General features: G+C 39.0%; 25 protein-coding genes and 1 other annotated feature. Of the genes, 23 read left to right on the forward strand and 2 right to left on the reverse strand.

Going from position 1 to position 25,513, the window contains the following annotated elements:
- The first annotated feature begins 160 nt into the window (after positions 1-160).
- On the forward strand, positions 161-1,321 hold the full coding sequence (locus NSS87_RS14370) for a DHHA1 domain-containing protein (protein ID WP_339247985.1): 1,161 nt from the start codon (positions 161-163) through the stop codon (positions 1,319-1,321).
- 146 nt (positions 1,322-1,467) lie between these two features.
- Positions 1,468-2,610, forward strand: a complete 1,143-nt coding sequence (locus NSS87_RS14375; protein WP_339247988.1) for a copper amine oxidase N-terminal domain-containing protein — start codon at positions 1,468-1,470, stop codon at positions 2,608-2,610.
- 69 nt (positions 2,611-2,679) lie between these two features.
- On the opposite strand, the gene NSS87_RS14380 is transcribed toward NSS87_RS14375, so the two are convergent.
- Entirely contained in the window at positions 2,680-3,480 is an 801-nt protein-coding gene (locus NSS87_RS14380) for a polysaccharide deacetylase family protein (protein WP_339247991.1), read from the reverse strand.
- 432 nt (positions 3,481-3,912) lie between these two features.
- Here NSS87_RS14380 and NSS87_RS14385 point away from each other — a divergent pair, with 432 nt between their 5' ends.
- Together NSS87_RS14385 and NSS87_RS14390 are read left to right on the forward strand one after the other, a co-directional pair.
- Positions 3,913-5,358 (forward strand): ABC transporter ATP-binding protein, encoded by a 1,446-nt coding sequence (locus tag NSS87_RS14385; protein WP_339247993.1) that lies wholly within the window; start codon positions 3,913-3,915, stop codon positions 5,356-5,358.
- Between the two features lie 14 nt (positions 5,359-5,372).
- A complete protein-coding gene (locus NSS87_RS14390; protein ID WP_339247995.1) occupies positions 5,373-7,115 on the forward strand; it encodes an ABC transporter ATP-binding protein in 1,743 nt (580 codons plus the stop codon).
- 44 nt (positions 7,116-7,159) lie between these two features.
- Here the strand turns inward: NSS87_RS14390 and NSS87_RS14395 are convergent, their stop codons facing one another.
- Positions 7,160-8,056 carry a LysR family transcriptional regulator gene (locus tag NSS87_RS14395; protein ID WP_339247997.1) on the reverse strand — a complete coding sequence of 299 codons (897 nt, stop codon included), beginning with the start codon at positions 8,054-8,056 and terminating at the stop codon, positions 7,160-7,162.
- 133 nt (positions 8,057-8,189) lie between these two features.
- Between NSS87_RS14395 and NSS87_RS14400 the strand changes: the two genes are divergently transcribed.
- The 19 genes from NSS87_RS14400 to NSS87_RS14490 all read left to right on the forward strand — a co-directional run bounded on the left by NSS87_RS14400 (position 8,190) and on the right by NSS87_RS14490 (position 25,114).
- Complete coding sequence (locus tag NSS87_RS14400; protein ID WP_052404281.1) at positions 8,190-9,413, forward strand: MFS transporter; 1,224 nt, start codon at positions 8,190-8,192, stop codon at positions 9,411-9,413.
- 57 nt (positions 9,414-9,470) lie between these two features.
- The gene (locus tag NSS87_RS14405; RefSeq protein ID WP_339248000.1) at positions 9,471-9,872 is read left to right on the forward strand and encodes an NUDIX domain-containing protein; all 402 of its coding nucleotides are present in this window, start codon (positions 9,471-9,473) and stop codon (positions 9,870-9,872) included.
- A 190-nt stretch (positions 9,873-10,062) separates the two neighbouring features.
- Positions 10,063-10,488 carry a DMT family transporter gene (locus NSS87_RS14410; RefSeq protein ID WP_076285787.1) on the forward strand — a complete coding sequence of 142 codons (426 nt, stop codon included), beginning with the start codon at positions 10,063-10,065 and terminating at the stop codon, positions 10,486-10,488.
- A 38-nt stretch (positions 10,489-10,526) separates the two neighbouring features.
- Complete coding sequence (locus NSS87_RS14415; protein WP_042187996.1) at positions 10,527-10,985, forward strand: DMT family transporter; 459 nt, start codon at positions 10,527-10,529, stop codon at positions 10,983-10,985.
- Between the two features lie 119 nt (positions 10,986-11,104).
- Entirely contained in the window at positions 11,105-11,422 is a 318-nt protein-coding gene (locus NSS87_RS14420; protein WP_339248001.1) for an iron-sulfur cluster biosynthesis family protein, read from the forward strand.
- 167 nt (positions 11,423-11,589) lie between these two features.
- The gene (locus NSS87_RS14425; protein ID WP_179086676.1) at positions 11,590-11,934 is read left to right on the forward strand and encodes a PadR family transcriptional regulator; all 345 of its coding nucleotides are present in this window, start codon (positions 11,590-11,592) and stop codon (positions 11,932-11,934) included.
- On the forward strand, positions 11,915-13,126 hold the full coding sequence (locus tag NSS87_RS14430) for a DUF2812 domain-containing protein (RefSeq protein WP_339248003.1): 1,212 nt from the start codon (positions 11,915-11,917) through the stop codon (positions 13,124-13,126). Before NSS87_RS14425 ends, NSS87_RS14430 begins: the two co-directional genes overlap by 20 nt.
- A 17-nt stretch (positions 13,127-13,143) precedes the next feature.
- Entirely contained in the window at positions 13,144-13,887 is a 744-nt protein-coding gene (locus NSS87_RS14435; protein WP_339248569.1) for a class I SAM-dependent methyltransferase, read from the forward strand.
- 95 nt (positions 13,888-13,982) lie between these two features.
- Positions 13,983-14,783 (forward strand): GNAT family N-acetyltransferase, encoded by an 801-nt coding sequence (locus NSS87_RS14440; protein ID WP_339248004.1) that lies wholly within the window; start codon positions 13,983-13,985, stop codon positions 14,781-14,783.
- Between the two features lie 169 nt (positions 14,784-14,952).
- Positions 14,953-15,636 (forward strand): response regulator transcription factor, encoded by a 684-nt coding sequence (locus NSS87_RS14445; RefSeq protein ID WP_076285781.1) that lies wholly within the window; start codon positions 14,953-14,955, stop codon positions 15,634-15,636.
- Position 15,637: 1 nt separating this feature from the next.
- The gene (locus NSS87_RS14450) at positions 15,638-16,639 is read left to right on the forward strand and encodes a HAMP domain-containing sensor histidine kinase (RefSeq protein ID WP_339248007.1); all 1,002 of its coding nucleotides are present in this window, start codon (positions 15,638-15,640) and stop codon (positions 16,637-16,639) included.
- Positions 16,640-16,734: 95 nt separating this feature from the next.
- Positions 16,735-17,418 carry an ABC transporter ATP-binding protein gene (locus NSS87_RS14455; protein WP_042127549.1) on the forward strand — a complete coding sequence of 228 codons (684 nt, stop codon included), beginning with the start codon at positions 16,735-16,737 and terminating at the stop codon, positions 17,416-17,418.
- Positions 17,415-20,018, forward strand: a complete 2,604-nt coding sequence (locus NSS87_RS14460; protein ID WP_339248012.1) for an FtsX-like permease family protein — start codon at positions 17,415-17,417, stop codon at positions 20,016-20,018. The genes NSS87_RS14455 and NSS87_RS14460 overlap by 4 nt, the downstream gene beginning before the upstream one ends.
- A 171-nt stretch (positions 20,019-20,189) precedes the next feature.
- Positions 20,190-21,584, forward strand: coding sequence for a protoporphyrinogen oxidase (locus tag NSS87_RS14465; protein ID WP_042188016.1), 1,395 nt, complete (start codon positions 20,190-20,192; stop codon positions 21,582-21,584).
- Positions 21,585-21,773: 189 nt separating this feature from the next.
- Complete coding sequence (locus tag NSS87_RS14470; protein ID WP_042127555.1) at positions 21,774-22,040, forward strand: CD3324 family protein; 267 nt, start codon at positions 21,774-21,776, stop codon at positions 22,038-22,040.
- Positions 22,041-22,134: 94 nt separating this feature from the next.
- On the forward strand, positions 22,135-22,740 hold the full coding sequence (locus NSS87_RS14475; RefSeq protein ID WP_042188018.1) for a TetR/AcrR family transcriptional regulator C-terminal domain-containing protein: 606 nt from the start codon (positions 22,135-22,137) through the stop codon (positions 22,738-22,740).
- A gap of 144 nt (positions 22,741-22,884) precedes the next feature.
- Entirely contained in the window at positions 22,885-23,901 is a 1,017-nt protein-coding gene (locus NSS87_RS14480) for a zinc-binding dehydrogenase (protein WP_339248016.1), read from the forward strand.
- Between the two features lie 149 nt (positions 23,902-24,050).
- On the forward strand, positions 24,051-24,584 hold the full coding sequence (locus tag NSS87_RS14485) for a GNAT family N-acetyltransferase (RefSeq protein ID WP_339248018.1): 534 nt from the start codon (positions 24,051-24,053) through the stop codon (positions 24,582-24,584).
- Positions 24,581-25,114 (forward strand): GNAT family N-acetyltransferase, encoded by a 534-nt coding sequence (locus NSS87_RS14490; protein ID WP_339248020.1) that lies wholly within the window; start codon positions 24,581-24,583, stop codon positions 25,112-25,114. Before NSS87_RS14485 ends, NSS87_RS14490 begins: the two co-directional genes overlap by 4 nt.
- An 86-nt stretch (positions 25,115-25,200) precedes the next feature.
- Positions 25,201-25,441, forward strand: a binding site (T-box leader).
- The last annotated feature ends 72 nt before the right edge of the window (positions 25,442-25,513 follow it).

Below are 25,513 nucleotides of genomic sequence, written 5' to 3' on the forward strand. Positions count from 1 at the left end.
ACTGATGTACAAGGTAGAAGACAACTGAAAGTAGAACAACAGAGTGAATTCCTTCCAAAAGCGCCGCAAGGCGTTTTTCATTGTGCAGTTTGTCTTTGAAATCCGATATGATACTATAAGCTTAATGTGCCGAAAACGTATAAAAGAGAGGGATACATATATGACCAACAAACTATACTACAATTCTACATACCTTACTGATTGGGAGACCTGTATTACTGAAACCATAGAACGAGAAGATGGACTCTATGTTATTTTGGAGGAGACCGCTTTTTATCCGCATGGCGGTGGGCAACCTTGTGATTTAGGGACTATTGGGGATATCCCGGTACTTGATGTAATCAGTGAGGAAGATCTTGTCCTGCATAAGCTGGAACGTCTGCCTGATGATTTATCCGTCACTTGTCAGATCGATTGGAAGAGAAGATTTGATCATATGCAGCAGCATAGTGGACAACACTTGCTCTCAGCCATCTGTCTCAATTTGTACCAGTTTATGACTCTAAGCTTTCATTTAGGTGAGGATTATTGCACCATTGATATAGAAGTGCCAGAACTGTCGCCTAAACAACTTCATTCCATAGAGTGGGAGGTTAATCGGCAGATTTACCAGAACCATAGTATCCTGAGCTATTTTGTAACAGGGGAAGAGGCTTCACAGCTTAAATTGGTCAAACAACCTAAAGTGACGGAGAACATCCGGATTGTAGAAATTAAAGATATAGAATATAATGCTTGCGGTGGTACGCATGTATCTTCAACAGGTGAGGTTGGTATAATTAAGCTTCTGAAAGCGGAGAAACAAAAAGGCAATACGCGGATCTATTTTAAATGTGGATACCGTGCTTTGGAGGAGTTTAATAGCAGTCTGCAAATTGTTGGAGCTCTATCTTCCAAGTTCAATACGGGAAAAGATGAAATTATCGATCGCATTGAAAAATGGGAGAATGAACAAAAGCAGCTGCAAGCTGAAATTACCCTACTTAAAGAGAAGAATGATGATTATGTCGTACAGGAGCTTTTAGCACAGCAAGAAGGAAAGCTGATCTCAAAAGTGTTCGAGGATAAATCGCTGAAAGATTTACAAAGTTTAGCTAACAAGCTTACCGCGAAATGCGATGTTCCGGTTTTATTGGCTAGTTCTGCTGAGAATAAGGTTGTATTTGCACAGAATGGCAGCGCGGAGATCTCCTGTGGAGCTTTTTTCAAAGAGCATCTTAGTACCTACAATGGAAAAGGCGGAGGCAGTGATAAACTAGCGCAAGCAGGATTCCCCACATGGGGAGACGCTTTGGCGTTTTATGAGTTTGCTAGAAGTTAAGATTACTTTATAAAAGACAGAAGACCTGACTGCGGTAGTCTACCGTGGATCAGGTCTTTTTTATACGTAAAACGGAAACAAGAAACTTTTTCCAAATCCTGTCGTCTAATTACATATGACTATAGAGTCAAGGGAGACGAAAAGAAATGAATAAATGGAAGGTAACGCTAGGAATCTTGACTGTTTTGATTTTAAGTACGGGGTATGGATCGGTATCAGCCCAAGCAGAAAACCAAATTCAATTCAACTATAAAGAAATCGGAATCAGCAGTAAACAGGTGATCACGGAGAATACAACTTTTGTACCCCTGAAATCACTCGCAGATGCTATGGGGTATACATTATCTTGGGATCAACCGTCCAAAACGGCCAAACTGGTTCGTCCTGAGCGTGAGGTTATCTTCACGGCTGGTACTGTAAAGTCAAAAGTGAACGAGGCCGTGGTGACTTTAACAAAATCCCCACGTATTATAAAAGGCTCGGTGTACGTGCCATTGATCTCAGCGGTCAGTCTACTTGGAGGTAAAGCGGGGCTTAATAAAACGGATGGGGTTATCCAAATTATAGATGAAGCTAGATTGGTTTCTGCTTCTGTAGATGGAAGATCCTATTGGATATCTCAAAAAAACGGCGATTTGTATTACCGTGCAACGGAAACTGGGAAACCAGTAATTATTGGTCGACTACCTTTTAAGGAATCTGCGTACAACTACGCTTTTGAGATTGAAAAAGTGGGCAATGGTACGGACTTACTCCAGTTAACGGACAATCATTATGCCATGTTCACCGATTTCAATAGCAGCTATCAAGTATTGGTCAAAGCGGGCACTTTTCTCAAGCAAATGGACTATCATTACAATAACTCGGCTTATATCCATGCACCAAAAGTGCCTTCCACTCAGGTGTATATGACCGATGGGAAGAACGTTCAATATATTACTAAGGATGGCGGTTTGGGCAAGTTATTTGAGATGGAAAAGTTAACCGGAGCAACCGGAGATTTCATAGTGGAGTATGCTGCGGAAGACGTTGTGCTCGTTCGTTTATTAGATACGACACACTTATATTTAGTTTATAGCAACACCGGTGAAATCATTAATCTCTATGAAAAACTAATTACTAGTGAGGATCGTAAGGAATGGGATAGAGTAAATGATGGCAGAGATCCATATGTATTGACCAGAATGATAGTATTGAAGAGTCGCAAAGGGAATGTAATGACATTCACCTATACTCCAATCCTTGAGGAAAAAGCAAAAACAGTGACATTTACACTTCAAAAAAAGTAATTTCAATCACTTTTATGTAAAATGCAAAAAGAGAGCGATGTTTAAAATCGCTCTTTTTTGCATTTTGGATTATTTCATCATCATCGTACTTCCACCTTTAATCTGAACAGGTTGATCATTTAAGGATACCCAGACATCTATAGCAGAGTTGTTCCGGATGATCGTTTTGTCAGCACTCATCTTCAGTGAATATAGCGCAGCAACATAATCATATATCTCTACATTGGTAGCGTACCAAATATCCGAATGTCCACCTGCTTGTTGGCAAAAGGATTCGATAAGCTCCCAATTGTTCTGCTGTGCAAATTCATAACTATGACCCCAAACATAACAGAGTCTCAGTTTTTGGGATGGCCCTTCCGTTGTAAATCGCTCCCATACGTGATGCAGATCTTCTATGTGATGACATGTTGGATGCCACTCCATGAAATTCAAAGGCATATCAAACTGTTTGGTAGAATGGACAGTTCGGCTATATTCAATCCCAACAGACTGTAGAGGAGCAATGATTTCCTGAGAGTATGTACCGTATGGATAGGACATGCCTCGTACCGGATAATCCACTAGTTTCTCCAGTCGCTTACGGTCTTCGAACAGCTCATCGATTACCATAGGTAAAGGTAGACGCTCTAGATGTGGATGGGTAACGGAATGGGCAGATACCTCATGGTTTCTGAGCGAATGTTTAACATCAGCGGATGATAAGAATCCGGGTGCGTTTATCATTGCGCTATTTAAATGGAAAGTACCTTTAATCCCATATTGATCAAAAATCTCCGCCAAGCGAATATCGTGTTTCTGTCCGTCATCATAGCTCATGGTGAGCGCCTTGGGCAATCCGCCCGGGAATAAGTTAAATTGAAGTTTCATGAATGTACACTCCTGTTCGTTTGGTCATTTCGAAAATTACCTCTTCCAATTATAAACATTAAACGTTATAATCGGTTTCCACGTCTAAACAATGAAAGTGTTTACAGAATGGAATACACTTATAAGGAGAGATGCTGCCTGCCTGACATTCTCTATGTTGTAAAACTATTATATGTGAAAGACAGAAGAAACTCACTTTTATATTTTATCACTAACTTACTGAGTGCCCCAATCCTTTTTGCAGAATTATTCACAACGAAATATGTGGTTGACCTCATTCAGAACTTCAATCCTAACACCTACCAACATATCTTGTTATTAGTAAGTTTGCTTATGGTAATGTTATATCTCGCGGGCCTTAATAGTTCTCTTCGAGCCATTTCTATCACCAATTTAACATCCACCAGTATATATGAACTGGAACATAGCATTTTGGAAAAGACTTCTAAATTATCTACGGCACTTTTGGAGGACCCCGCTACAAAAACTAAAAGAGAAAAAGCAAAACGACTTTCCTTGATTGATCTGTTAGACCAATGGACAGGTGTGACAGTTCACCTAATAACATTTGTTGTGTTAATGGTTGTCTTATCTGTTTATGACTTCTATATTCTGGCTTTGATTATTTTAGGGGTGCAGATTCTACAGCTTTATCTTATGAAGCGAATGTCACAGAAAGTAGAGTCCATTTCAGCGAATCAAACCTCCTCTGTGCGAATGATCAACTATTTAGTCGATTTGTTGATTAACAGAAATTCCATTCCGGAAGTAAGAATGTACAGAATGTCCTCCTATTTGTTTTCCTCAATGAAAGAGAGCTTTACGAATAACTTCAAACAAATGCACCGTAAGGTTATTTATTCTGAAACCCTCAACTTCTCCCAAAGTCTAATCATGATCTTATTAAATGGGACAACGATTGCCATTTTGGCGATCACGATTGGAAGTAGCGGACAGAGCGCTGGGCTTTTTGTGTTATTACTTCAGATATCCAGTCAATTATTCATTGTTATTCCTGCATTAACAAGAGTTTACGCTGACTTAGCGAAGAGTCGTTTACGGTACGAGGATTATACGTCTTATTTAGATTTGGAAGAGCAGGTGCTTAGAGATCAGGAGGTGAATTCCAATAGGAACACCGATCCGATGAAGGTCCAAGTTCATCAGCTGTTTTTTAGATATCCGACCAACGCTAAGAACACCCTGAGTAATATAAACATGACTATTCATCCAGGTGATCGAATTGCTTTTGTAGGTGAGAATGGCTCGGGTAAATCTACGCTTGTTAAGTTGATCTTAGGGTTGTATCCTGCAACAGCTGGAAACATCCAGTGGTTTAAAGGTGAGAATGAAGTCTTAGCGCATAACGTGACACAGGATACCAGAGTTGTTTTTCAGGATTTCATTAAGTTACAAAGACCAATTAGAGAAAACATTGCATTAGGTAATATGGCTACTATTCATGACGATTCAAGGTTATTAGCCGTGATGAAAAAAGCAGAAGCTGATAATTATGGTGTTGCGTTGGATACCTTAGTAGGTCCTCAGTTTGGAGGGATAGATTTGTCTGGGGGACAGTGGCAAAGACTTGCGATTGCACGAGCCTATCTCAATGACGGCGCTCTTATGATTTTTGATGAGCCGACTGCTGCCCTAGATCCTTATGCGGAACAACAGGCGTTTGATACTTTTATGAAATTAGGAGAACAGCAGACTTCCATTATAGTGACTCATCGGCTGTATATGTCCAAATTCGTCGATAGAATTTTTCTGTTTGAGCAAGGAGAAATCGTGGAAAGTGGAACGCATGAAGAATTAATGAGGGTGGATGGTAAATACAAAAAGATGTTTAATCGCCAGTCCTCTTTATATGTATAAGAAAGGAGAAATCCATGCTGAAGTCTGACATCACTAATCTTGTAATGATACTCGTGAGAATGGTTAGAAAAAGTCCGATGATCTCAACAATCACTATCATAGTCCCTATAATCAGTGGTTTATTAACTTTTTATTCTTACGCTGTCCAAGTGAATATCATTAACGGTGTGGCTCGCGGTGTTATGACGCTGCTCCCTATTCTATGGTTTGTTGTGATTCATGGCGTACAAGCTTGTTCATTAAGCATAACCAACATGATGAAGAATCGAATGAATGCGGAACTAACCCTCGCTTTTCAATCCGAACTGATAGATATTGCAAACCGGGTTGATTTTGAGGATTTTGATGATGAAGAGTTTGGAAATAAACTGCAAAGAGCTAAAAAGGTAGTTGGAGAAGATTTAGAGGGGATTACAGGTTTTTTGGTATCGAGTGTAGGAATTATTTCAGGACTAATAAGCATCATCTGGTTGTCTGCGACAAGTGGTTATTTTTTGGTCACATTCGTAGTAACACTAATGATCGTGACTACCTTAACCATTCGATTATTTACGGAAATTAAAGTGAGAAGAACAGGAAGAGAACTCACCTTCGATGGAAGAATGGGAGACTATGTTGCTAACACTTTGGAAGACCCTAATGCGATTCGAGAAATGCGAATTTATAACTCCATCTCTTATTTTACAAATCTCTGGGCAATGATTATGAAGAAGCAGCATATTAAAAGATTTAGCGCCAGAAAATTCGAGATCAAAACAGGGATGGTCGTGGCTATGGTCCAGACGAGTGCTATCTTTGTAGTTCTAGTGTACCTGTTAAACAAAATGGGGGAGTCTAATACAGTTACAATTGGAACAATTTCGGTGTTGTTTCTGGCGCTGTTATCGAGTGGTGGTAAAATTATGAGTTTGACCTGGCCGTTAAGCAAGCTTTACATCAGCAGTAGCAAATTATATGACTTAAATGAAGTACTTACATATAAGAACAGGGATTTTCGCAAAAATAACATAAATAATTCGACTGATTCTATGCTCCCAATTACCGTTTCAAATGTCTATTTTAAATACGCCAAATCGAACAAGAATGTCTTATCTAACATCAATATGACCATAAAGCCGGGTGAGAAAATAGCGATCGTCGGGGAAAATGGAGCAGGGAAATCTACGTTGATTAAAATGTTATTAGGTCAATATAGACCAAGCTCCGGAACGATTTGCTGGAAGGATCATTTAGAACCTCACGGTAAGGTGTCCGTTGTATTTCAGAATGCTGTGAAGTTTGAACTGACACTAAGAGAAAACATCCTATTGGGCGATGCGAATACACCTTCAGATGATGCTAAAATACTAAGGGTTCTAGAACAATGTGAGCTGATAGATTTGCTCCATGAATTAGGCGGATTAGATGTGAATTTGGGGCAAATAGTAGAAGGAAGCAGGCAGCTATCAGGGGGACAATGGCAAAAGCTGGCGATTGCGCGCGCGTTATACAATGATGCGGAACTTATAGTATTCGATGAACCTACTTCTGCAATTGACCCGAATGCCGAGATGGAGATCTATTCGAAATTATTAGAAATCTGCCAAGATAAAGCAGCTATTTTTATTTCACATCGCTTGGGTTGGGCGAAGAATGTTGATACGATCTATGTTATGTATCATGGAGAAATTGCTGAAGTAGGAGACCATCAAGATTTAGTACATCACAATGGGATTTATGCAAACATGTACGCTTTACAATCCTCTTGGTATAAGTAGCTTATTAGATGTGATTGCGGTTGATATAAGATGGCATATTCTCCTTAACTATACTCATGAGGTTTACTAAAAAAATCCACAACAAATTTTTGAAATTGTATAGCCGCTTGTGATAAAAAGTGTTTTCTGCTCCAAGCGATGCCAAAAGTGCGCTGACAAAACGGATCGGTTATTTTCAATTGAACGATTTCTGTGTTTTTACTTCTCCTGCTTAAGGCTAAAGGGAGAGTAAAGGTGATACCCAGCCCCATCTCAACTAAGGTTTGAACGGCACTTACTTCTTCGAGCTCGAAAGCAATTAGCGGTTCAAATCCAGCTTGACGGCAAAATGCATCTGTAATTTCACGGAAATTAGATCTAGAAGACAAAGAAATGAAATTCTCACCAGCAGCTTCAATCAAAGAAATACTTTCGCGATTGGCAAAACGATGATTCTTCGGCACACTTAAACATAATTCCTCTTCTGCTAAGGTAAACCATTCGATGTCTGGTCCGGTGACAGGTGTCGAAGATATGCAAAAATCAATCACCGCACTCTCCAGATCGTTTCTCATTTCTAATGCTGAGCCAAGCTGACGCTGAATGATCCGAACGTGCGGGTGAAGGGTAAGAAACTCTTTTAGTAAAGTGGGCAATACATACGGTAGTGTTACTGCTATAGATATTACTCCATGTTCAAGTCCAGCCATATCCGTGAGCTCATGCTGACCTTCATCCAGTTCCAGAAATGCTTGCTCCACACGACGAAGATATGTTTTTCCGAATTCGTTCAATTTTAAATTTCTGCCTTGGCGTTCGAATAAGGGAAAACCTAAGGTTTTCTCTAAACGTTGGATGGAATTGCTAAGTGAGGGTTGAGATACATTTAATTCTTTGGCGGCATTAGTCATGTGCTCAAGACGAGCAACTACACGGAAATATTGAAGCTGAAGGAATTCCATAACATTGACCTCTCTTTATTCATAACTCTAATGTGATATATCCATCATATAATATGTATTTTACTTAATTAATTTTCGGTCCTATACTATTGTAACATATAAAAAGATTTAGGTAGGATGGAGAGAGTCTGCTGTGATTAGAGAGAAGATATGGACCCGGAATTTTATTGTTGTTTGTTTGAGTAGTTTTTTTATGTTTCTGACCTTTTACATTCTGGCGACTGCATTCCCGTTATACGTGAAGGAAAGCTTGCACGGGAATCAGCAGCAAATGGGGTTAGCCATTACCATCTATGTCCTCGGAGGTGTATTGATCCGTCCTTTTTCAGGACAATGGGTTGATAAATTCGGTAAAAAGAAAATGGCGGTTATTGGGCTGGTCTTATTTCTACTCGCCTGTATAGGATACTTCGGAGCTAATGGAATTGTATTGTTTCTGGTGATTCGTTTCATTCACGGTATGAGTTATGCGGTTGCCTCGACAGCGACAAGTACAATAGCTTCCACGTTAATCCCTTTCTCACGCCAAGGAGAAGGTATCGGTTATTTCAGTATGTTTATGAGCATTGCGATGGTCATTGGACCAGCTTTGGGTCTTTTTCTATGGAAAGATGAGAACATTCATGTATTGCTGTTAGGTGTATGTGTGATTGCTGCGCTTTCGCTGTTATTCACATTAGGCGTTCGTATGCCCAAAGAAGAGAAGGATACGGTTAAAGAAGCCGTTAAGGAACCTGTGAAGATCCGAAAGGGTCTTCGCTGGAGTGACGTCATTGAACCCAAAGCACTGCCCATCTCGCTTGTTGGATTTACGCTTGCGTTCTCCTATAGTTCTTTATCTGGTTTTATCGCTTCTTTTACAAAAGAAATTAACCAATCACAGCTTACCGGTTACTTTTTTGTGGCCTTTGCGATTATGATTGTGCTGTTTCGACCGCTAATCGGTAAAGTATTCGATAAATATAATGAACATATTCTCATTTATCCCGGAATTCTGATCTTCGCTGTAGGTCTGCTTAGCTTAAGTCAAGCTAAATCCGGATTCATGCTGATGTTCTCAGGCATCATCATGGGGGTTGGGTATGGCGCACTTATGCCATGCTTTCAGACGCTTGCACTTAAATTAGCCGATAAAGAACGTAGAGGAAGCGCCAATGGAACCTTTTTCTTGTTATTTGATTTGGGGTATGGAGCGGGTTCTTATATTATGGGTGTAGTTGCTTCTTATACAGATTACCGTATGATGTACGAAGTTGCAGGGTTCGTGACGCTTATCTCAGTTGCTGTATACTATTTGCTTCATCACCTTCCTCAATCTAAGCTTCGCGTTCAAAAATCTAAAGCTGACGTTGCATAAATGTATACGTTCAGCTGTATGATATAATTGTTGAAAAAAAGGCATGGGGAGAACAATATGACTACAATTATTGATAAAATCGCCTGGATTCATATCGAGAATGGACAAGTCTTATGTGCGCGTTCCAAAGGGAAAGATATGTATTATTTACCTGGAGGAAAAAGAGAAGTCGGAGAAACAGACGAAGAGACACTCGTGCGCGAAATCGAGGAAGAGATTTCTGTTCAGATCAAGAAAGAGACTGTCTCTTATTTTGGAACGTTTGAGGCAGAAGCTCATGGGAAAGCAGAGGGTGTTACAGTCAAAATGACCTGTTATATTGCGGATTATGAAGGGACATTAACGCCAGCGTCCGAAATCGAGGAATTATCTTGGTTAAGCTATAAGGATCGGGATCGCGTGTCTGTTGTTACCCAAATTATTTTTGATCAATTGTATGAGAAGAATTTGCTCTCATAATCAACCATATACAGCATTTGAAGTCCGTTTTAAGCCAGCAAGTTGGCTTGAGACGGTCTTTTTATTTCTATGAGCCAAAGGTCATTGTTGGGCGTTAGCAACGTTTCTTCTCATTAAGGACAGATGTCCTTTTTTAAACCCCCGATATGCTATTTAATATGGAAGAGATCGAAGTTGAGGAGAGAGAGAAATGAGAGGAATTATATTTGCATTTTTAGCGGGGGCTTGTATTACGCTACAGGGCGTGTCAAATGCTCGAATTAGTCAAGATATCGGGACTTGGCAGGCGGCTACAATTACACAATTAACAGGGTTCATCATGTCCTTTCTCATTCTTTTGTTCGTTAGAGATGGGAAAAGGGGAGGCTTTAAGCAAGTAAAACCCTTATATTTGATCGGTGGCGCTTTTGCGGCTGTTATTATTTTCAGTGAAGTAACGGCCATTCAGCAAATTGGTGTTACGTTTACGATATCCTCATTGTTGATTGCTCAGCTATGTCTGACGTTCTTAATTGATATTAAAGGCTGGTTTGGAATGGAAAAAAGAAAAATGAGACTGCCGCAGTTCATCGGCATCGGGTTGATGATCGTTGGCGTAGTGATACTGAAATTCTAATGGCCTTGCGTAAAGTCGATAAATGGAGGAGTTAAGTTATGATTATTGGTTTGATATTAGCGCTTATCGCGGGATCACTAGTGAGTCTGCAAAATATATTTAATACAAAAGTTAATGAAAAGGTTGGATCTTGGGCCACGACAACTTTAGTGTTAGGGATGGGATTCCTAGCTTCATTTATCATGAGTCTTATCGTTGAAGGAAACCGTATATTTACTTTGAGAAATATGGAGCCTTGGTATTGGATCAGTGGTTTGATCGGGGTTGGGGTAGTAATATGCCTTGTGCAAGGAACTAAGCGATTGGGCCCTACGTATGCGATTTCGATCGTATTAATCTCTCAGCTTGGGTTCGCACTGCTCTGGGATTCACTAGGCTGGTTAGGTTTGGAGAAGGTTCCTTTTACTTGGAAGCAGTTGGTCGGAGTGATTGTTATTGTTGGAGGTATTCTCGTGTTTAAGCTAGGTGGTGAACGGGAGACGCAGAAGGCGGTTTAGCCTTCCCCTCAGTCGCATGTCTGTCAAAATAGAAGTGATGGCAGTCACACGAGGATGGAAGAAAAGCAAATTATACTTTGGGAAAGTAATAGCTCAATTATAAAGGAGTAGATCATCCTATGTTCATACAATTGAACTCCCACACTATTGAAAAGTTAGAAAAAAGCCTTTGTGAACGACCAGGATATTTTAAATTATTCTTCGATACAGAGGGCTGTGGTTGTAATGGCGTGATCGTAATTCAGGTCATTAGTGAACCTCATGCTACAGATATTGAAGTTCAGAAAAAGCCTTTTACTTTTTTTGTTGACCGGCAACAGGAGTCTTTATTTGATGAACAGATGCGACTTGAAGCAGATGAGAATTACCCGTCATTCCGATTAAGTAGTGATTCGAGTCTGTTAGGAAGTAATATTCGTGTAAAAGATATTCGTTAGGCAGGTTGGAGCAGTTAAATGTAGAGTGTGTAGAATGGCTGATGAAGCGATTCTACACACTTTTTTTATTTTTTTCGAGCATTAATATTGTAGACTATGTCACGACGTGATATAGTCACGTTAAGACATATTTAAATGCGACGTATAAATAAAGGGAGCTGGGCATGTTGAACCCTGAGAAAGTATTGAAGAAATACGTACCCATGACTGAAACAGCATTCTATATTCTTTTATCCTTAGATGAACCACGTCATGGATATGGAATAGTGAAGCATGTGGAGAAAATCACGAAAGCACGTCTTTTGTTAGGTTCAGGTACAGTTTATGGCACGTTAACGAAGATGCAAAAAGATGGGATGATTACTGTTTTTGCTGATGAGGAGAGAAAAACAGTTTATGAAAGAACAGACATAGGGATGCTAATTCTTGCTACGGAGATTAATAGACTTAAAGAGCTACATGAGAATGCTACAAAATATGGAGGTGACATAGATGATTATCAAAATATTTAGACCCCTTTGGAGTTATGATGTTCAGAAAACTGAAGAATGGTTAGCTTCTATGGCCCAAAAAGGCTACGAACTTATCCGAATCAACCGTTTAAATAGATATTTTTACTTTCAGCAGGGCGAACCGAAAGCAGCAAACTATCGAATCGTATTCGATAAAGTTCCCAACCAATCTCTCTCTAAGGGTCTATTAAATTTCGGATGGACGAAGGTGTTACAGAGCGGCAAATGGGTTGTGACGATGAATCGGTTGCCTTTAGAACAGATTAAAGCTCTCCCTGATCGAGAGGGAATCGTAAAGCATAACAAGAAGATCATGTATATTTTTATGGGGATATTGATTTATTTAATGGTTGCATTACTCAATGTAATTTTATTAAGTACGATAGCATTGAGTGTTTCCAAGTCTGGTCATTTTAATGTCTTCAACGGACCTTTTGGTTTTATTCCCGCTACTGCATTAGGGTTTAGCATTATCTTATGCATTTTCACCGTATATTCGCTGATCACATTAAACAAGACGAACCAAAGATTAACAGGGGAATTCATACAACCAAACAAGCAAAATGGTCAGGGGACATCCCCTCTGAAAGACAGGTTAAGTAAGAATGAAGAGAAGCGTTTGAAAAGTTCAGGTCAACTTGTTTTGAAGTGGAAGATTGGATGGATGTATTCGCCGGATCGGCTTGAAGAGTGGCTAGAGGGAATGGAAGAAAAGGGATATAATCTGTACAGCGTTGGCAAAACAGGAACTGCCTTTTATTTTAAAAAAGGGAAGCCTCGTAAGATGTGTTATTGTGCGGACTTACAAAATACTGCTGATACCAATTACTTCAACATTCATACGGATTCTGGCTGGATATGTCTGTATCATTCGAGTTCATGGAGTCAGAAATGGGTTTTATGGGGCCAAGAATATGTAGCAGGTAAAGCCAAACCGCAAATATACAGCGATAAGTTAAATCAGTTGAAACTAGCTAGACGTATAGCTTTAACGTATTCTGCTATGTTCTTACCCCTCACTATTTTATATATGTATATCATTGGTATAAATGTAAGATTATCGACTTATTCTAACCTGGATCGATTGCAGATCATAAATATGATCTTGTACGCCATCTTAATTCTAATGTTTGGATCATATGTTAGTCGGACTTGGCTATATTACAACCGACTTCGTAAACATCATCAATAATATCGTGGAGGTGTATGATGCAACAGAACATTTATGACAACCCTGAGTTTTTCCAAATGTATAAGAACTTAAGGGAGTCAAGAATTACATACAATGACTTTATTGAACAACCTGCAATAAGAGGGTTACTTCCAGACCTACAGGATTTAAATGTTCTCGATCTGGGTTGTGGTTTTGGTGAAATGGCAAACTATATGATTGATAACAATGCTTCACAGGTAACAGGTGTAGATATATCAGAGAAGATGTTAGCTATGGCAAGGAAACGACCTGAGATCCGTTATATACAGGGCTCAATGGAAGAAATCGAATTTAATCGAAATGAATTTGATTTGGTTGTAAGTTCGTTAGCTTTTCATTATGTCGAGGATTATAAAACACTCATTAGTAGGATTTCAGAATGGATTAAACCCAATGGTTACTTGGTATTCTCAACAGAGCATCCTGTTGTTTTATCAAATAAGATTCAAAGTGGGTGGGTTAAAGATTCCGATCAAAATATCCTACATTGGCCCATTGATAATTATGGAGAAGAAGGTCTCAGATCACAGTTTTGGGGAATCGATGGTGTCATAAAATATCATAGAAAACTTTCAACATTACTTAATACTTTGATCCAAAATGGACTGACTATTGAAGGAATTGTTGAACCTGAATCCAGCCTTGAGGGTCTTGAGAAGATGCCCAAATTAATAAATGAAAGAAGGAGACCTTCATTTTTAATAATTAAGGCTAGAAAAACAGTTATACGTGGACAGTAATTTTCAGTTATGAATGAACTTTACCAGCCGATGAAGGACGATTACTTTATACTTATGTATACAGCATCTGTAAGGAAAATAAGGGGAGTGTTTGTATGCATGAAATACCTCATGAGGATTATTATAAAGTGAAGCCACTACTTCAAGGCGAGCATATCCATCCCGAAACTCTCTCTGTGATTGAAGGCAATAATCCTGGTTGGATCTTTGTCGATCAACTTACAGCACCAAAGAGTGCGTTAGTATGGAGTCAGGGGATTGAAGGGTTTTATCTTATTGGCGATCACACCAACCAAGCCTTTATCCATGCACTGGACAGTTATGTAACAGATCATATTGTACCTAGAATGAAGGAACTCGGGATGGAACATTTCGAAGTTTCTGGTCAACATGATGAATGGAATCTGGAATTGATGTTTCCTTCTAGGAAGCTATATCCGTTTGAACAGATGGTGTTCAAGTTACTTCACAAGCCGCCTACGACGCAGACTAATGGGACTAGAACTATAAATCTTAAAATGCTGGATTGGGAGAACTCAGATCTAAAGAATATAGAATTTGTACATGAAAATATTGATTTATTCTGGTCATCGAAAGCAGACTTTGCCGAAAAAGGCTACGGATATGCTGCAGTTGAGGGATCTGAAATTATGGGGGTGTGCTATTCTAGTTTTGTTACACAGGATACACACGCAATCGGAATTGAAACCCTTCCTAAATATCAGAAACAAGGAGTGGGGACACATTTAGCAACGCTAGTTGTTGAAGATGTGCTCGCCAATGGCTTTATTCCTTATTGGGATTGTTCTACTGATAATGAAGCTTCGAAAAAATCGGCACTACGGCTAGGGTTTCAACAGATACATCAATATAAGTGTGGTGCTTTTGCAATATAATCCTTTTAGAGACGTCTATTCCATGGAGTAGACGTTTTTATTATATTTACCGTGGAGTTGTAAATACTATAATATGAATTGTAATTTGGTATAACTCTATAATTATGAGAGAATGATCATCGGAACGAATGGAACGATAGAATATATTATAAGGTTAGGATGATCATCCATGAAAATTTTTCTTGTCGAGGACGATAGAACGATAGCATCAGGGCTTGAATATTCATTACAGCAGGATCATTTTGAAACCCTTCTATGTTATGACGCCAGCTCAGCCAAAGCGGTGTTATCTGAGCAGTTATCAGAGCTCACCTTATGCATCTTTGATCTCTCACTGCCGGATGGCAGCGGTTATGAATTGTGCAAGATCGTGAAAGCGCAAAGTGATATACCGGTAATTTTTTTAACGGCGATTGATGATGAGGTCAACGTGGTGATGGGACTCGATATGGGGGCAGATGATTACATAACCAAGCCTTTTCGGATTCGGGAGCTGCTATCGCGGATTAAATCCGTCTTAAGGAGATATAACAAGCAGGCTCAGACCCAATCCAATATCGAATTAGAGAATATACGGATTAACACACTTGAAGGAAAGGTTTATAAGAACGGCGATGAAGTGCTATTGACCGCATTAGAATATCGATTATTACTGATCTTTGCTAACCATGTTGGTCAGGTTCTCTCAAGAAATCAATTGTTAGAACGGATTTGGGATGTGGCAGGTGAATTCGTGAACGACAATACATTATCGGTTTACATAAAAAGACTTAGGGAAAAGTTAGAAGATAACCCCCAAGAACCCACACTGATCAAAACAGTTCGAGGGTTGGGTTACAAGGTTGGTGATTAGGATGCTTCGTAATAGAGAATTTAGATGGTTATTGTTTACGATGTGCTTGATCAGTCTTGTGGCTACAGCGGTGGCGACATTTATATCGTTAGAGGCGGTAGGGCTCATAGCTGGGACTTCAGCTTTGCTTATAGCTTGCAGTGTATTGTTTACCCGCTGGAGATATGGTGAAATTGAAAAGCTCTCAGGGTATCTACGCCAAATCAGTAGTGGGAATTATTCGCTCGATGTTCGTGATAATCAGGAAGGTGAGCTTAGTATCCTGAAGAATGACATTTATAAAGTGACGCTGATGTTATCCGAGCAGAGTGCGCAATTACAAGAAGATAAAATGAAGCTTACTAATGCGATTTCGGATATCTCTCATCAGCTCAAAACCCCGCTTACTTCCATGACTGTGATGGCAGATTTATTAAGTGATCCTGAGCTGCAAACTGAGAAGAGAATGGAGTTTACCCGGAAAATTACGATCCAACTCGAACGAATTGGCTGGCTGGTCTCCTCTTTATTAAAATTCTCCAAGATCGATGCAGGAACCATTCATTTTAAAAAAGATCTTGTTCTGGTGAACAAGCTAGTTCAAAAATCTTTGGAGCCCATGTTAATTCCAATGGATATTAAAGAACAACGGATCTTGATTGATGGAGATGATAGCACCACATTTACGGGCGATCTCAATTGGACAACTGAGGCGATCATTAATATTCTGAAAAACTGTGTAGAGCACACACCTGCTGGGGGAGAAATTTCGATTTCTTTTGCAGAAAATGCACTGTTTACGGAAATTATCATTACAGATAACGGCAAAGGAATCCCAAAGGCAGAGCTCCCCTATATCTTCAAACGATTCTATAAAGGTAAGAATGCAAGCGAAGATAGTGTAGGGATTGGACTTGCCTTGGCACAAAGCATTATCACAGGACAAAACGGAACGATCGATGTGAAGAGTGAAGTGGGAAAGGGTACACAATTTCAGATTAAATTTTATAAGCAAGTCATTTAGCACTTGTAGCTTAGTGACTAGAATGTCACTTTAGAGTCACTGGATAGTCATTGTAGACAGATATACTGATCTCATCAACAAATGGAGGTCTAACAATGGACATTTTAAAGATTGAACATCTGTCTAAAACATATGGAAAAGGCGAAACAGCGGTAAAGGCACTGGATGATGTATCTTTTTCAATTAAAAAAGGTGAATTCGTAGCGATTATCGGGCCATCTGGCTCCGGGAAATCGACCATTCTGCACTTATTAGGCGGAGTAGATAGACCGACAAGCGGCAAAGTATTCGTAGATAACACGGATATTTATGAATTGAATGAAACACAGCTGGCAATCTTTAGACGCAGACAAATTGGGCTGATTTATCAATTCTATAATCTTATACCGGTCTTAACGGTCGAAGAGAACATCACACTTCCTTTACTCCTTGATCAGCACAAGGTAGATAAGAAACAATTTGCGGATACTGTAAAGGCGTTAAATTTGGAGAATCGCTTAAACCATCTCCCGAATCAGCTCTCAGGCGGGCAACAACAGCGGGTCTCTATTGGTAGAGCGTTAATTAGTAATCCCGCAATCATGCTGGCGGATGAGCCAACCGGTAATCTGGATAGTAAGAACAGTGGTGAAATTATAGATTTATTAAAAATGTTTAATAAAACCTATAATCAAACACTGATTGTCATTACTCATGATGAACGGATTGCATTACAAGCGGATAGAGTGATTACCATTGAAGATGGAAGGATCGCCAAAGATGAGGTGATTCGTCCGTGAATATCGTAAATAAATTAACGCTTAGACATTTGAAGCAAAATAAACGAAGAACATTGGTTACTATCATTGGAGTCATCATTTCTGTGGCTATGGTGACGGCTGTGGCAACGCTTGGTTTTTCATTTATGGAATTAATGAGGCAGCAGAGTATCTCAACAAATGGAGAATGGCATGTCCAATATAAAAATGTTACTAAAGCTCAGCTTAAAGCGATAGAAGCGGATGATGCAACGAAAACACTAGTCATCTCAAATGATCGTGGCTATGCCCCTTTAGAGGGGGGACAGAATGAGAACAAGCCCTATTGGTATATTAAGGAATATAATTTAGCTGGTTTTAAACAATTTCCGATTGAACTTCTGGATGGAAGACTCCCGAAGACTAACTATGAAGTAGTCATTTCTGAAGAAATTGCAAAAAACGCTAAAGTAACATACAAGATTGGTGAAACTTTAACTCTCGATGTCGGAGAGCGAGTCACTAGGGATGTTAAAAATAGTGGGCAGCCCTTATCTCAGAACGAACGATTACGGACTGAAGAGGATACCCTGAATGAAGAGATCATTCATAAAAAACCAATGAACTACACGATTGTGGGAGTGATAAAGCGCCCTACTTGGGAACCAACATGGTCCCCGGGTTATACTGCTCTAAGTTATATGGATGAAAGCTTGATTGGAGCAGCTGAAAAAACCACAGCGACGGTTGTATTAAATAAGGTGGATAGCTCCATATACAAGCATGCAGAGGAATTGGCACAAGAAAACAATATCGAGTCAATCTCTTATAATAATAGTTTGCTCCGCTATTATGGTGTGACGAATAACGATGGCTTACGTAATACACTTCTTTCATTGTCAGTCATCGTTATGACTGTGATTATCATTGGTTCCGTTTCTTTAATCTATAATGCTTTCGCAATTTCTGTCTCGGAACGTGCACGCCATTTAGGAATGCTCTCCAGCGTAGGTGCTACAAAGAGGCAGAAGCAGAATTCAGTGTTTTTTGAAGGGATGATCATCGGTTTAATTAGTATACCTATTGGGATCCTTTGCGGAATTACAGGAATCGGGATCACTTTTATGTTTATCAATTCGATGATTCAAGATGTACTAGGGATAACTGAAAAATTAACATTGGTTGTTACACCTCTGTCCCTATTCACCGCTTGTGTAGTTTCGATACTGACGATTTTTATATCCACCTATCTTCCAGCCAGAAAAGCTTCCAAGATTTCGGCGATTGATGCAATCAGACAAACAACCGATGTTAAGCTCTCTGGTAAAGCGGTGAAAACTTCCAAGTTCGTTCGCAATTTGTTTGGAATTGAAGCAGAAATTGGTTTGAAGAATTTAAAGAGAAATAAACGCAGGTACCAAGCAACCGTGTTCTCACTTGTCATTAGTATTGTTCTGTTTTTATCCGTATCTTCGTTCACTACTAATATGAGAAAGTCGGTAGAACTCTCACAGGATGGTTTGAACTATGATATCCAAGTTTATATGGGGACTGAGGACGCTCAAAAAGTAGCTCGGCTGACGAAATCGATATCTGCCTTACCTAATATAACGGAATATAATGTGGTCAGGGAACTAAGCTTGAGTTCATGGATTGATGAAAAAGATATGGCAAAAGAATTGCAAGAGATCGTGGAGAAGGATAGCAGTATTTTAAAGAATGGGAAATATCCTTACTACATTCAGATCCATGCCCTAAATGAACAGAGTTTGAGAACCTATGCAGAATCCGTCGGTGTAAGTTATGAACAATTAACGGATCTCAATCAGATGTCAGCTATTGTGAATGATACCGTCACCTTTGAGGATGAAAACGCCAAAAAAATTATTGAGACCAAAGCTCTTCATTCGGAAATAGGTCAGAAGCTTGATTTAATTTATACGGATTGGAACACAGAGAAAGAGACGAAATTACCACCAGTAGAAAGCGTCGCATTAACTGATAAACGCCCTATGGGTGTTCATTCAGCACAAGTTGGTGGATTAAACATCATTGTCTCTGACCAAGTCTTCGATCAATTAACAAATGATACGATGAGTAACGATATACAAAGCCGACTAAACCTGAACAGCTCTGATCCATTAGCGACACAACAAGCCATTGAAGAGATGAAAGAGCGGAATGTCTATGTTCAAAATGTGTTTCAAAATAGACAAAATAGTGAGCAGATGATCATGTTAATGTCTATTTTTACCTATGGTTTTATTGCTTTGATTACATTAATATCGATTGCGAATATTTTCAATACGATATCAACTAGCATATCACTTCGTAAAAGAGAGTTTGCGATGTTGAAGTCTGTAGGGATGACGCCAAACGGTTTTAATAAAATGATTAATTATGAAAGTATCTTCTATGGGATAAAATCACTACTTTACGGGCTTCCGATTAGCATAGTCGTGATGTACTTGATCTTTAGATCCATGATGAGTAGTTTCTCCTATGAATTCGCACTTCCGTGGATGAGTATCTTGTATGTCATAGTCGCTGTATTTATCATCGTTAGCTCAGCTATGCTGTACTCCAGTTCAAAAGTGAAGAAGGAAAATATTATTGATGCTTTAAAACAGGAGAATATATAAGGATTAGCCGCGATAATCGCGGCTTTTTTGACTTTTCTGAAGGTTTATATTTTTGGGGGGTGTTTTGTGTCATATATGACACGAACGGTATGTTATTACATATAAATCCCTATGATATAATGTATTCAATTGAATTTAACAGATTATAACTTTAGAGGCAGGTGTCAACGCTTGAGAACGGTCGTCGTGATTGGCGGGGGAATTACTGGATTGTCTACCGCTTACTATCTACAGAAATCTATACAGCATAATAAGTTGGATGTAAAAATCATTTTGGTTGAAGCCAGCGATAGACTGGGCGGCAAAATCAGAACACTTCAGCATGATGACTTCATCATGGAGTCTGGTGCTGATTCAATTGTCACTCGCAAGACAAATGTAGCACCATTGATTGAAGAATTAGGCATTCAGGATGAGGTTGTATATAACGCGACAGGAATATCATACATCTACACAGAAGGTAAGCTGAAGCAAATTCCTAAAGATGCAGTCTTTGGCATCCCTCTCAGTATTGAATCGCTTGCTACTACAGATTTGATCTCTGCTGAAGGTAAAGTTGAAGCACTTAAAGATTTCTATACTCCGAATGATCGTTTTACGAAAAACGATTCTGTAGGTGACTTTCTGGAAGCTTTCTTTGGAAAAGAACTTGTCGAGAAGCAAATATCACCTGTCCTATCAGGTGTATATTCCGGGAAATTGAGCGAACTTACCATTGCCTCGACCCTTCCTTATTTGATTGATTATAAAAATGAATATGGAAGTATTATTCAGGGATTGTCCGCGAATAAGGCTAAATTCCAGGGGAACGGCGATAAGAAGTTTATGTCTTTTAAGGGTGGCGTATCTGCTCTGATTGATGCCATGGAAGAACAGCTGTCCGATGTTGAGATCATCAAAGGGATTCGGGCAGAGCGCATTGCAAAGGATGGAGAACGGTACCGGGTAACACTGGCAGATGGACGAATCTTGGAGAGCGATTTTGCCGTACTAGGAACGATGCATTCTACTGCACAAGCATTACTTCAAGACGAAGCGCTGAATGAAGATTTCAAACAGTTGTTTAACAGCTCTATGATTAGTGTGTATATAGGATTTGATATCCCTGACAGTCAACTGCCAGCGAACGGTACAGGGTTTATAACAGCCAACAGTGACGATGTTCTTTGTAATGCTTGTACGTGGACAAGTCGCAAGTGGGAGCACACGTCTGGTCAACAACGTCTGCTTGTCAGACTCTTTTATAAAAGCTCAGGACCGCATTATGAGTCCTTGATTAAGCTTTCAGAAGAGGAATTATTAAAGGTGGCGTTGAATGATATACAGACCAGTCTTGGAATTACTGGACATCCAGTTACCCACGATGTGACCAAATGGCATGATGTTATGCCAAATTACCACAAACGCCATCACGAGATTGTAGTATCCTTAGAGAAGAAGATTGCAGATCATTATCCGAATGTAATCCTTGCTGGATGTTCTTATTATGGTGTGGGTATTCCTGATTGTATTGCAAATGGAGAGAAGACAGCGGAACGCATTTTGGAACAAGTAATTACACATTAAACAAAGGAGGGCGGACAATAGTGAGAAAATTAGCGATAAGCTCTATGCAAAGTCTAGACTATAAACAACGGCGGTTGTTTGTATAGAGCGAATAAAAATTGATTTACCGCCAGTGCACTGTGCAGGGTTGTTTTTAGAATAGACTTTGCTACCTTCAAACTCAAAAAAAGTTTAAGGAGCAGAGCGACTATGAAATATGTAAATGCAGATACGATTTTTCCAAAAGAATTATTAGAGGAAATTCAGAAATATATTAACGGTGGTTTGGTGTATATCCCTAAGCCTGAAGAAGCACATGTAAAATGGGGCGAGAAGTCAGGGAGCAGAAAATACTTAAGATCTAGAAATATTGAGATTTGTTTAAGGTTTGCCGTTGGAGCAACGGTTGACCAGCTTTCGGATGAATACTGCCTATCTAGGGACAGTATTAAGAAGATTGTTTACACAAAAAAATAGCTATAATCCCAAAAAGCCACGTTAGAGGAAGCTCTGACGTGGCTTTTTGTATTATAATTGACAGTATGTTCATTAACTACGAGGTGGAAGATACATGGCAGACAAAACATACTTAGATTTACGGATAAGAAAGACAAGAAAAGCAATCCGGAATGCTTTTATAGATTTATTAGCAGAGAAAGAACTGAATAAGATCTCGATCAACGCTATTACGCTAAAGGCTGAAATCAATCGAGCCACATTTTATTTACATTACAAAGATATTAATGATTTGATTGATAGTATCTTGGATGATTTATTAGCAGATTTAAAGAAAATACTCATTGATAAATTTGAAGAATCCTATAAACCAGGGGATGAACTTACCTCGCTGATTTTATTGCTTGAGCATATTGCAGAGAATTCTCATATGTATAAGGTGTTGCTTGTAACCAAAAATATTCCTTATTTCACACCGAAATTGATGGATCTGTTATATGAATTGATATTAACAACAACAGAACAACAATCGATTCAAAAAACAGAGGATTTCTTAACCGTCGATACTCCATCTGATATTGCAGCTTGGTATGGAACATCGGCTATCATTGGTACAATTTCCATGTGGCTAGGCAATGATATGCCTTATACACCTAAATATTTAGCAGAACGAATCATACAGTTAAATCCATTTATACCTGCAAATAATAAAAAGATATAGTGAATTGTTTCACTATTTAAATTTTAATTAACACATATTTATCAACTGTTGCTTTATTAACGCTTTCAGTATTATTGTAGATTGCTTAGCTCCTTAATAACTACTACCATGAAAGTAATAGATAGTAATAAGGAGTGTTAATGAATGATGAAAGTCGGCATTTATCACGGTCAAAATTGTGTGGGGATAGAAGAGCGTCCGATGCCTCAAGTAGGAGCAAAAGATGCGTTGGTTCGGATTTTAGCTGGTGGAATTTGTGGTACAGATATCAATATAGTAAAAGCAGGCTCAGAAATGGGTATCCGTTTCGGCTCAGAGTTTGGACATGAAATGTTTGGTGAAATCGTCGAATTAGGTTCTGATGCGGAAACCGATTTGGCAGTTGGCATGCGTGTAGGTGTGAATCCAATTACTGCAAAACGTGCAGGTCGTCGTTATTCGTTGGAGGTAGGAGCCTTTTCACAATATGTCTTAATTGAAGATGCAGCACTTAATTATAACCTTTATGAATTTGATGATTCCGTTTCGGCAACAGAGGCCGTATTAATGGAACCCATGAGCGTAGGCTTCCATGGCGCTTTTAGCGTACTGCCCAAACATGGAGACAAAATCGTAGTTCTTGGTGCTGGTCCTATTGGCTTATCTGCAGCTGCAGGATTAATTGGTGAAGGTATTAAAGATGTTTGCGTAGTGGATATTGACAACTGGCGTTTGGATAAAGCAAAAGAATTAGGCGCATTAACAGTTAATACGTCGACTGAAACATTAGCAGAGGGTTTAATCAAACACTTCGGCGAAGTGAACGTATACGGTGTGAGTGTACCGAATGTAGATGCTTTTGTGGACGCAGCGGGCGCTCCAATCTTATTTGAACAAGTGATGCAGATTGTAAAGCCACAAGCAAGAATAGCAATCATTGCCGTTTATAAAAATGAAGTACCTATAAGCCTTGCTCAAGTGATGAGTAAAGAAGTTAACATAGTTGGAGCTAGTGGATACACACATGAAGATATTGTAAAGGTAATTGAACATATAAACGACAAGAAAACGAATATCTCTACAATGGTGACACAGACTTATAAATTAGAGGATATTCAAGCCGCCTTCGATAAAGCCATTGCAGCAAAAGAAACGATCAAGGTTATTGTAGATCTAACTTAATCATCAGGTAATTATATTGGAGTTCATTTGAGTGTAAAACTCAGGTGAACTCTTTTTATTTTAGAAGAATAATGACGTTATATAAAATTTAATTCTAATTGAACATGGCATATTACAAGTGTGTGGTCGTAATTATACTGAGTATAGAAGTGAAATTAGAGAAAAAACGTGGAGGTATGATGGAAATTAATCTTGTTCCAGTAACGTTTGAAGATAAAGAGGTATTGACTAATCTATATCAATTTTACAATTATGATTTCAGTTTATTTACAGATCAAGACGTAAACCAGCATGGGGAATTCGAGGTGAATATTGATTATTTTTGGGAAGGGGATCATCGATGGAATCCATATTTGATTGAGGTTTCAGGAAACGTAGCTGGATTTGTGGTTGTTCTTTTTGAAAACTTAGATACAGACCCAGATCCAACTCATGTGATCTATGACTTTATGATTTTGCAGAAATACAGGAGAAATGGAATAGGTACTGCTGCCGCAATAAAAACACTTGATCTATTTAAAGAAGCTAAATGGAAACTAGCTCAAATGGAAAATAATAAATCTGCCATAGCATTCTGGCGAAAAGTTCTTAAGGATTATACAAAAGACAACTATACAGAACGTTATTTGAGTGATCTCCAAAAATATATTCAAGCATTCGATAGAAGGGGGAGAACGAAATGAATATCACCGTAACATTAACTGACAGCACAACGAAGTTTATGATTAACAATCTCTACCCACTATACTTACACGATCTATCAGAGATATGGGGGAATCTTCCTAATCAATACGGGGTATACGAGGATAATGAAACACAGACGCTGAATGAACAGAATAAAGTCTTCGACATATGGTGGGAGAAGCCGGGGATTTTATATCCTTATTTAATAAAAGAGGATGGAATTCCTGCTGGTTTTGCATTAGTAGCCACACCACCTCATACACCACCAGGTTGTGAATTTTATTTAAACGAATTCTTTATCCTGCGGCCCTTCCGAGGTACGGGAATCGCTGAACGTGCGGCTAAGGAGGTATTTAATCTTCATATTGGAAAATGGGAGCTACAAACCAATCCCACAGCTACAAATAGGAGAGCCCAGCATTTTTGGAGAAAAACACTAAAAGAATATACTGGTAATAGCTTTCAAGAAGAATGTAAGAAGTCTTTTGATGATGAATTAAAGATGATTTTTAATTTTTGCAATGGATAAAGCTAATCAAATCGAAATGAGGGAATTATTTCTTCTATTTACTTATAGTGGATTAAGGCTTACAATTAGAAAAATTATATATCAAAACAAATGCTTTGATGGAGAAAAGTAGTTCAATACCTCTTTACAGGGAGGAAACGCCGGAGATTGAGAGCGTTTCTAGAGAAAAGGGTTGATCGAAGTTCACTCCGGAGCAGTCCCTTGAAACCATTGTTGGCAAGTAGAGGTGTAACGGTGTTAACCGTTAAATATTTAAGTGAGAACATTTCTGTTTGTTGTACAGAATAGTTCTAATTTAGGGTGGTACCGCGGCTCCTCGTCCCTTTTCGGACGAGGGGTCTTTTTGTTTCCATTTAGAAGAAATATTTGTATCCTTGTAAGGCTCGGTAGCTCAATAGT

The sequence above is a fragment of the Paenibacillus sp. FSL F4-0243 genome, assembly GCF_037963295.1.
In the GTDB taxonomy this organism is placed as follows: Bacteria; Bacillota; Bacilli; order Paenibacillales; family Paenibacillaceae; genus Paenibacillus_AQ.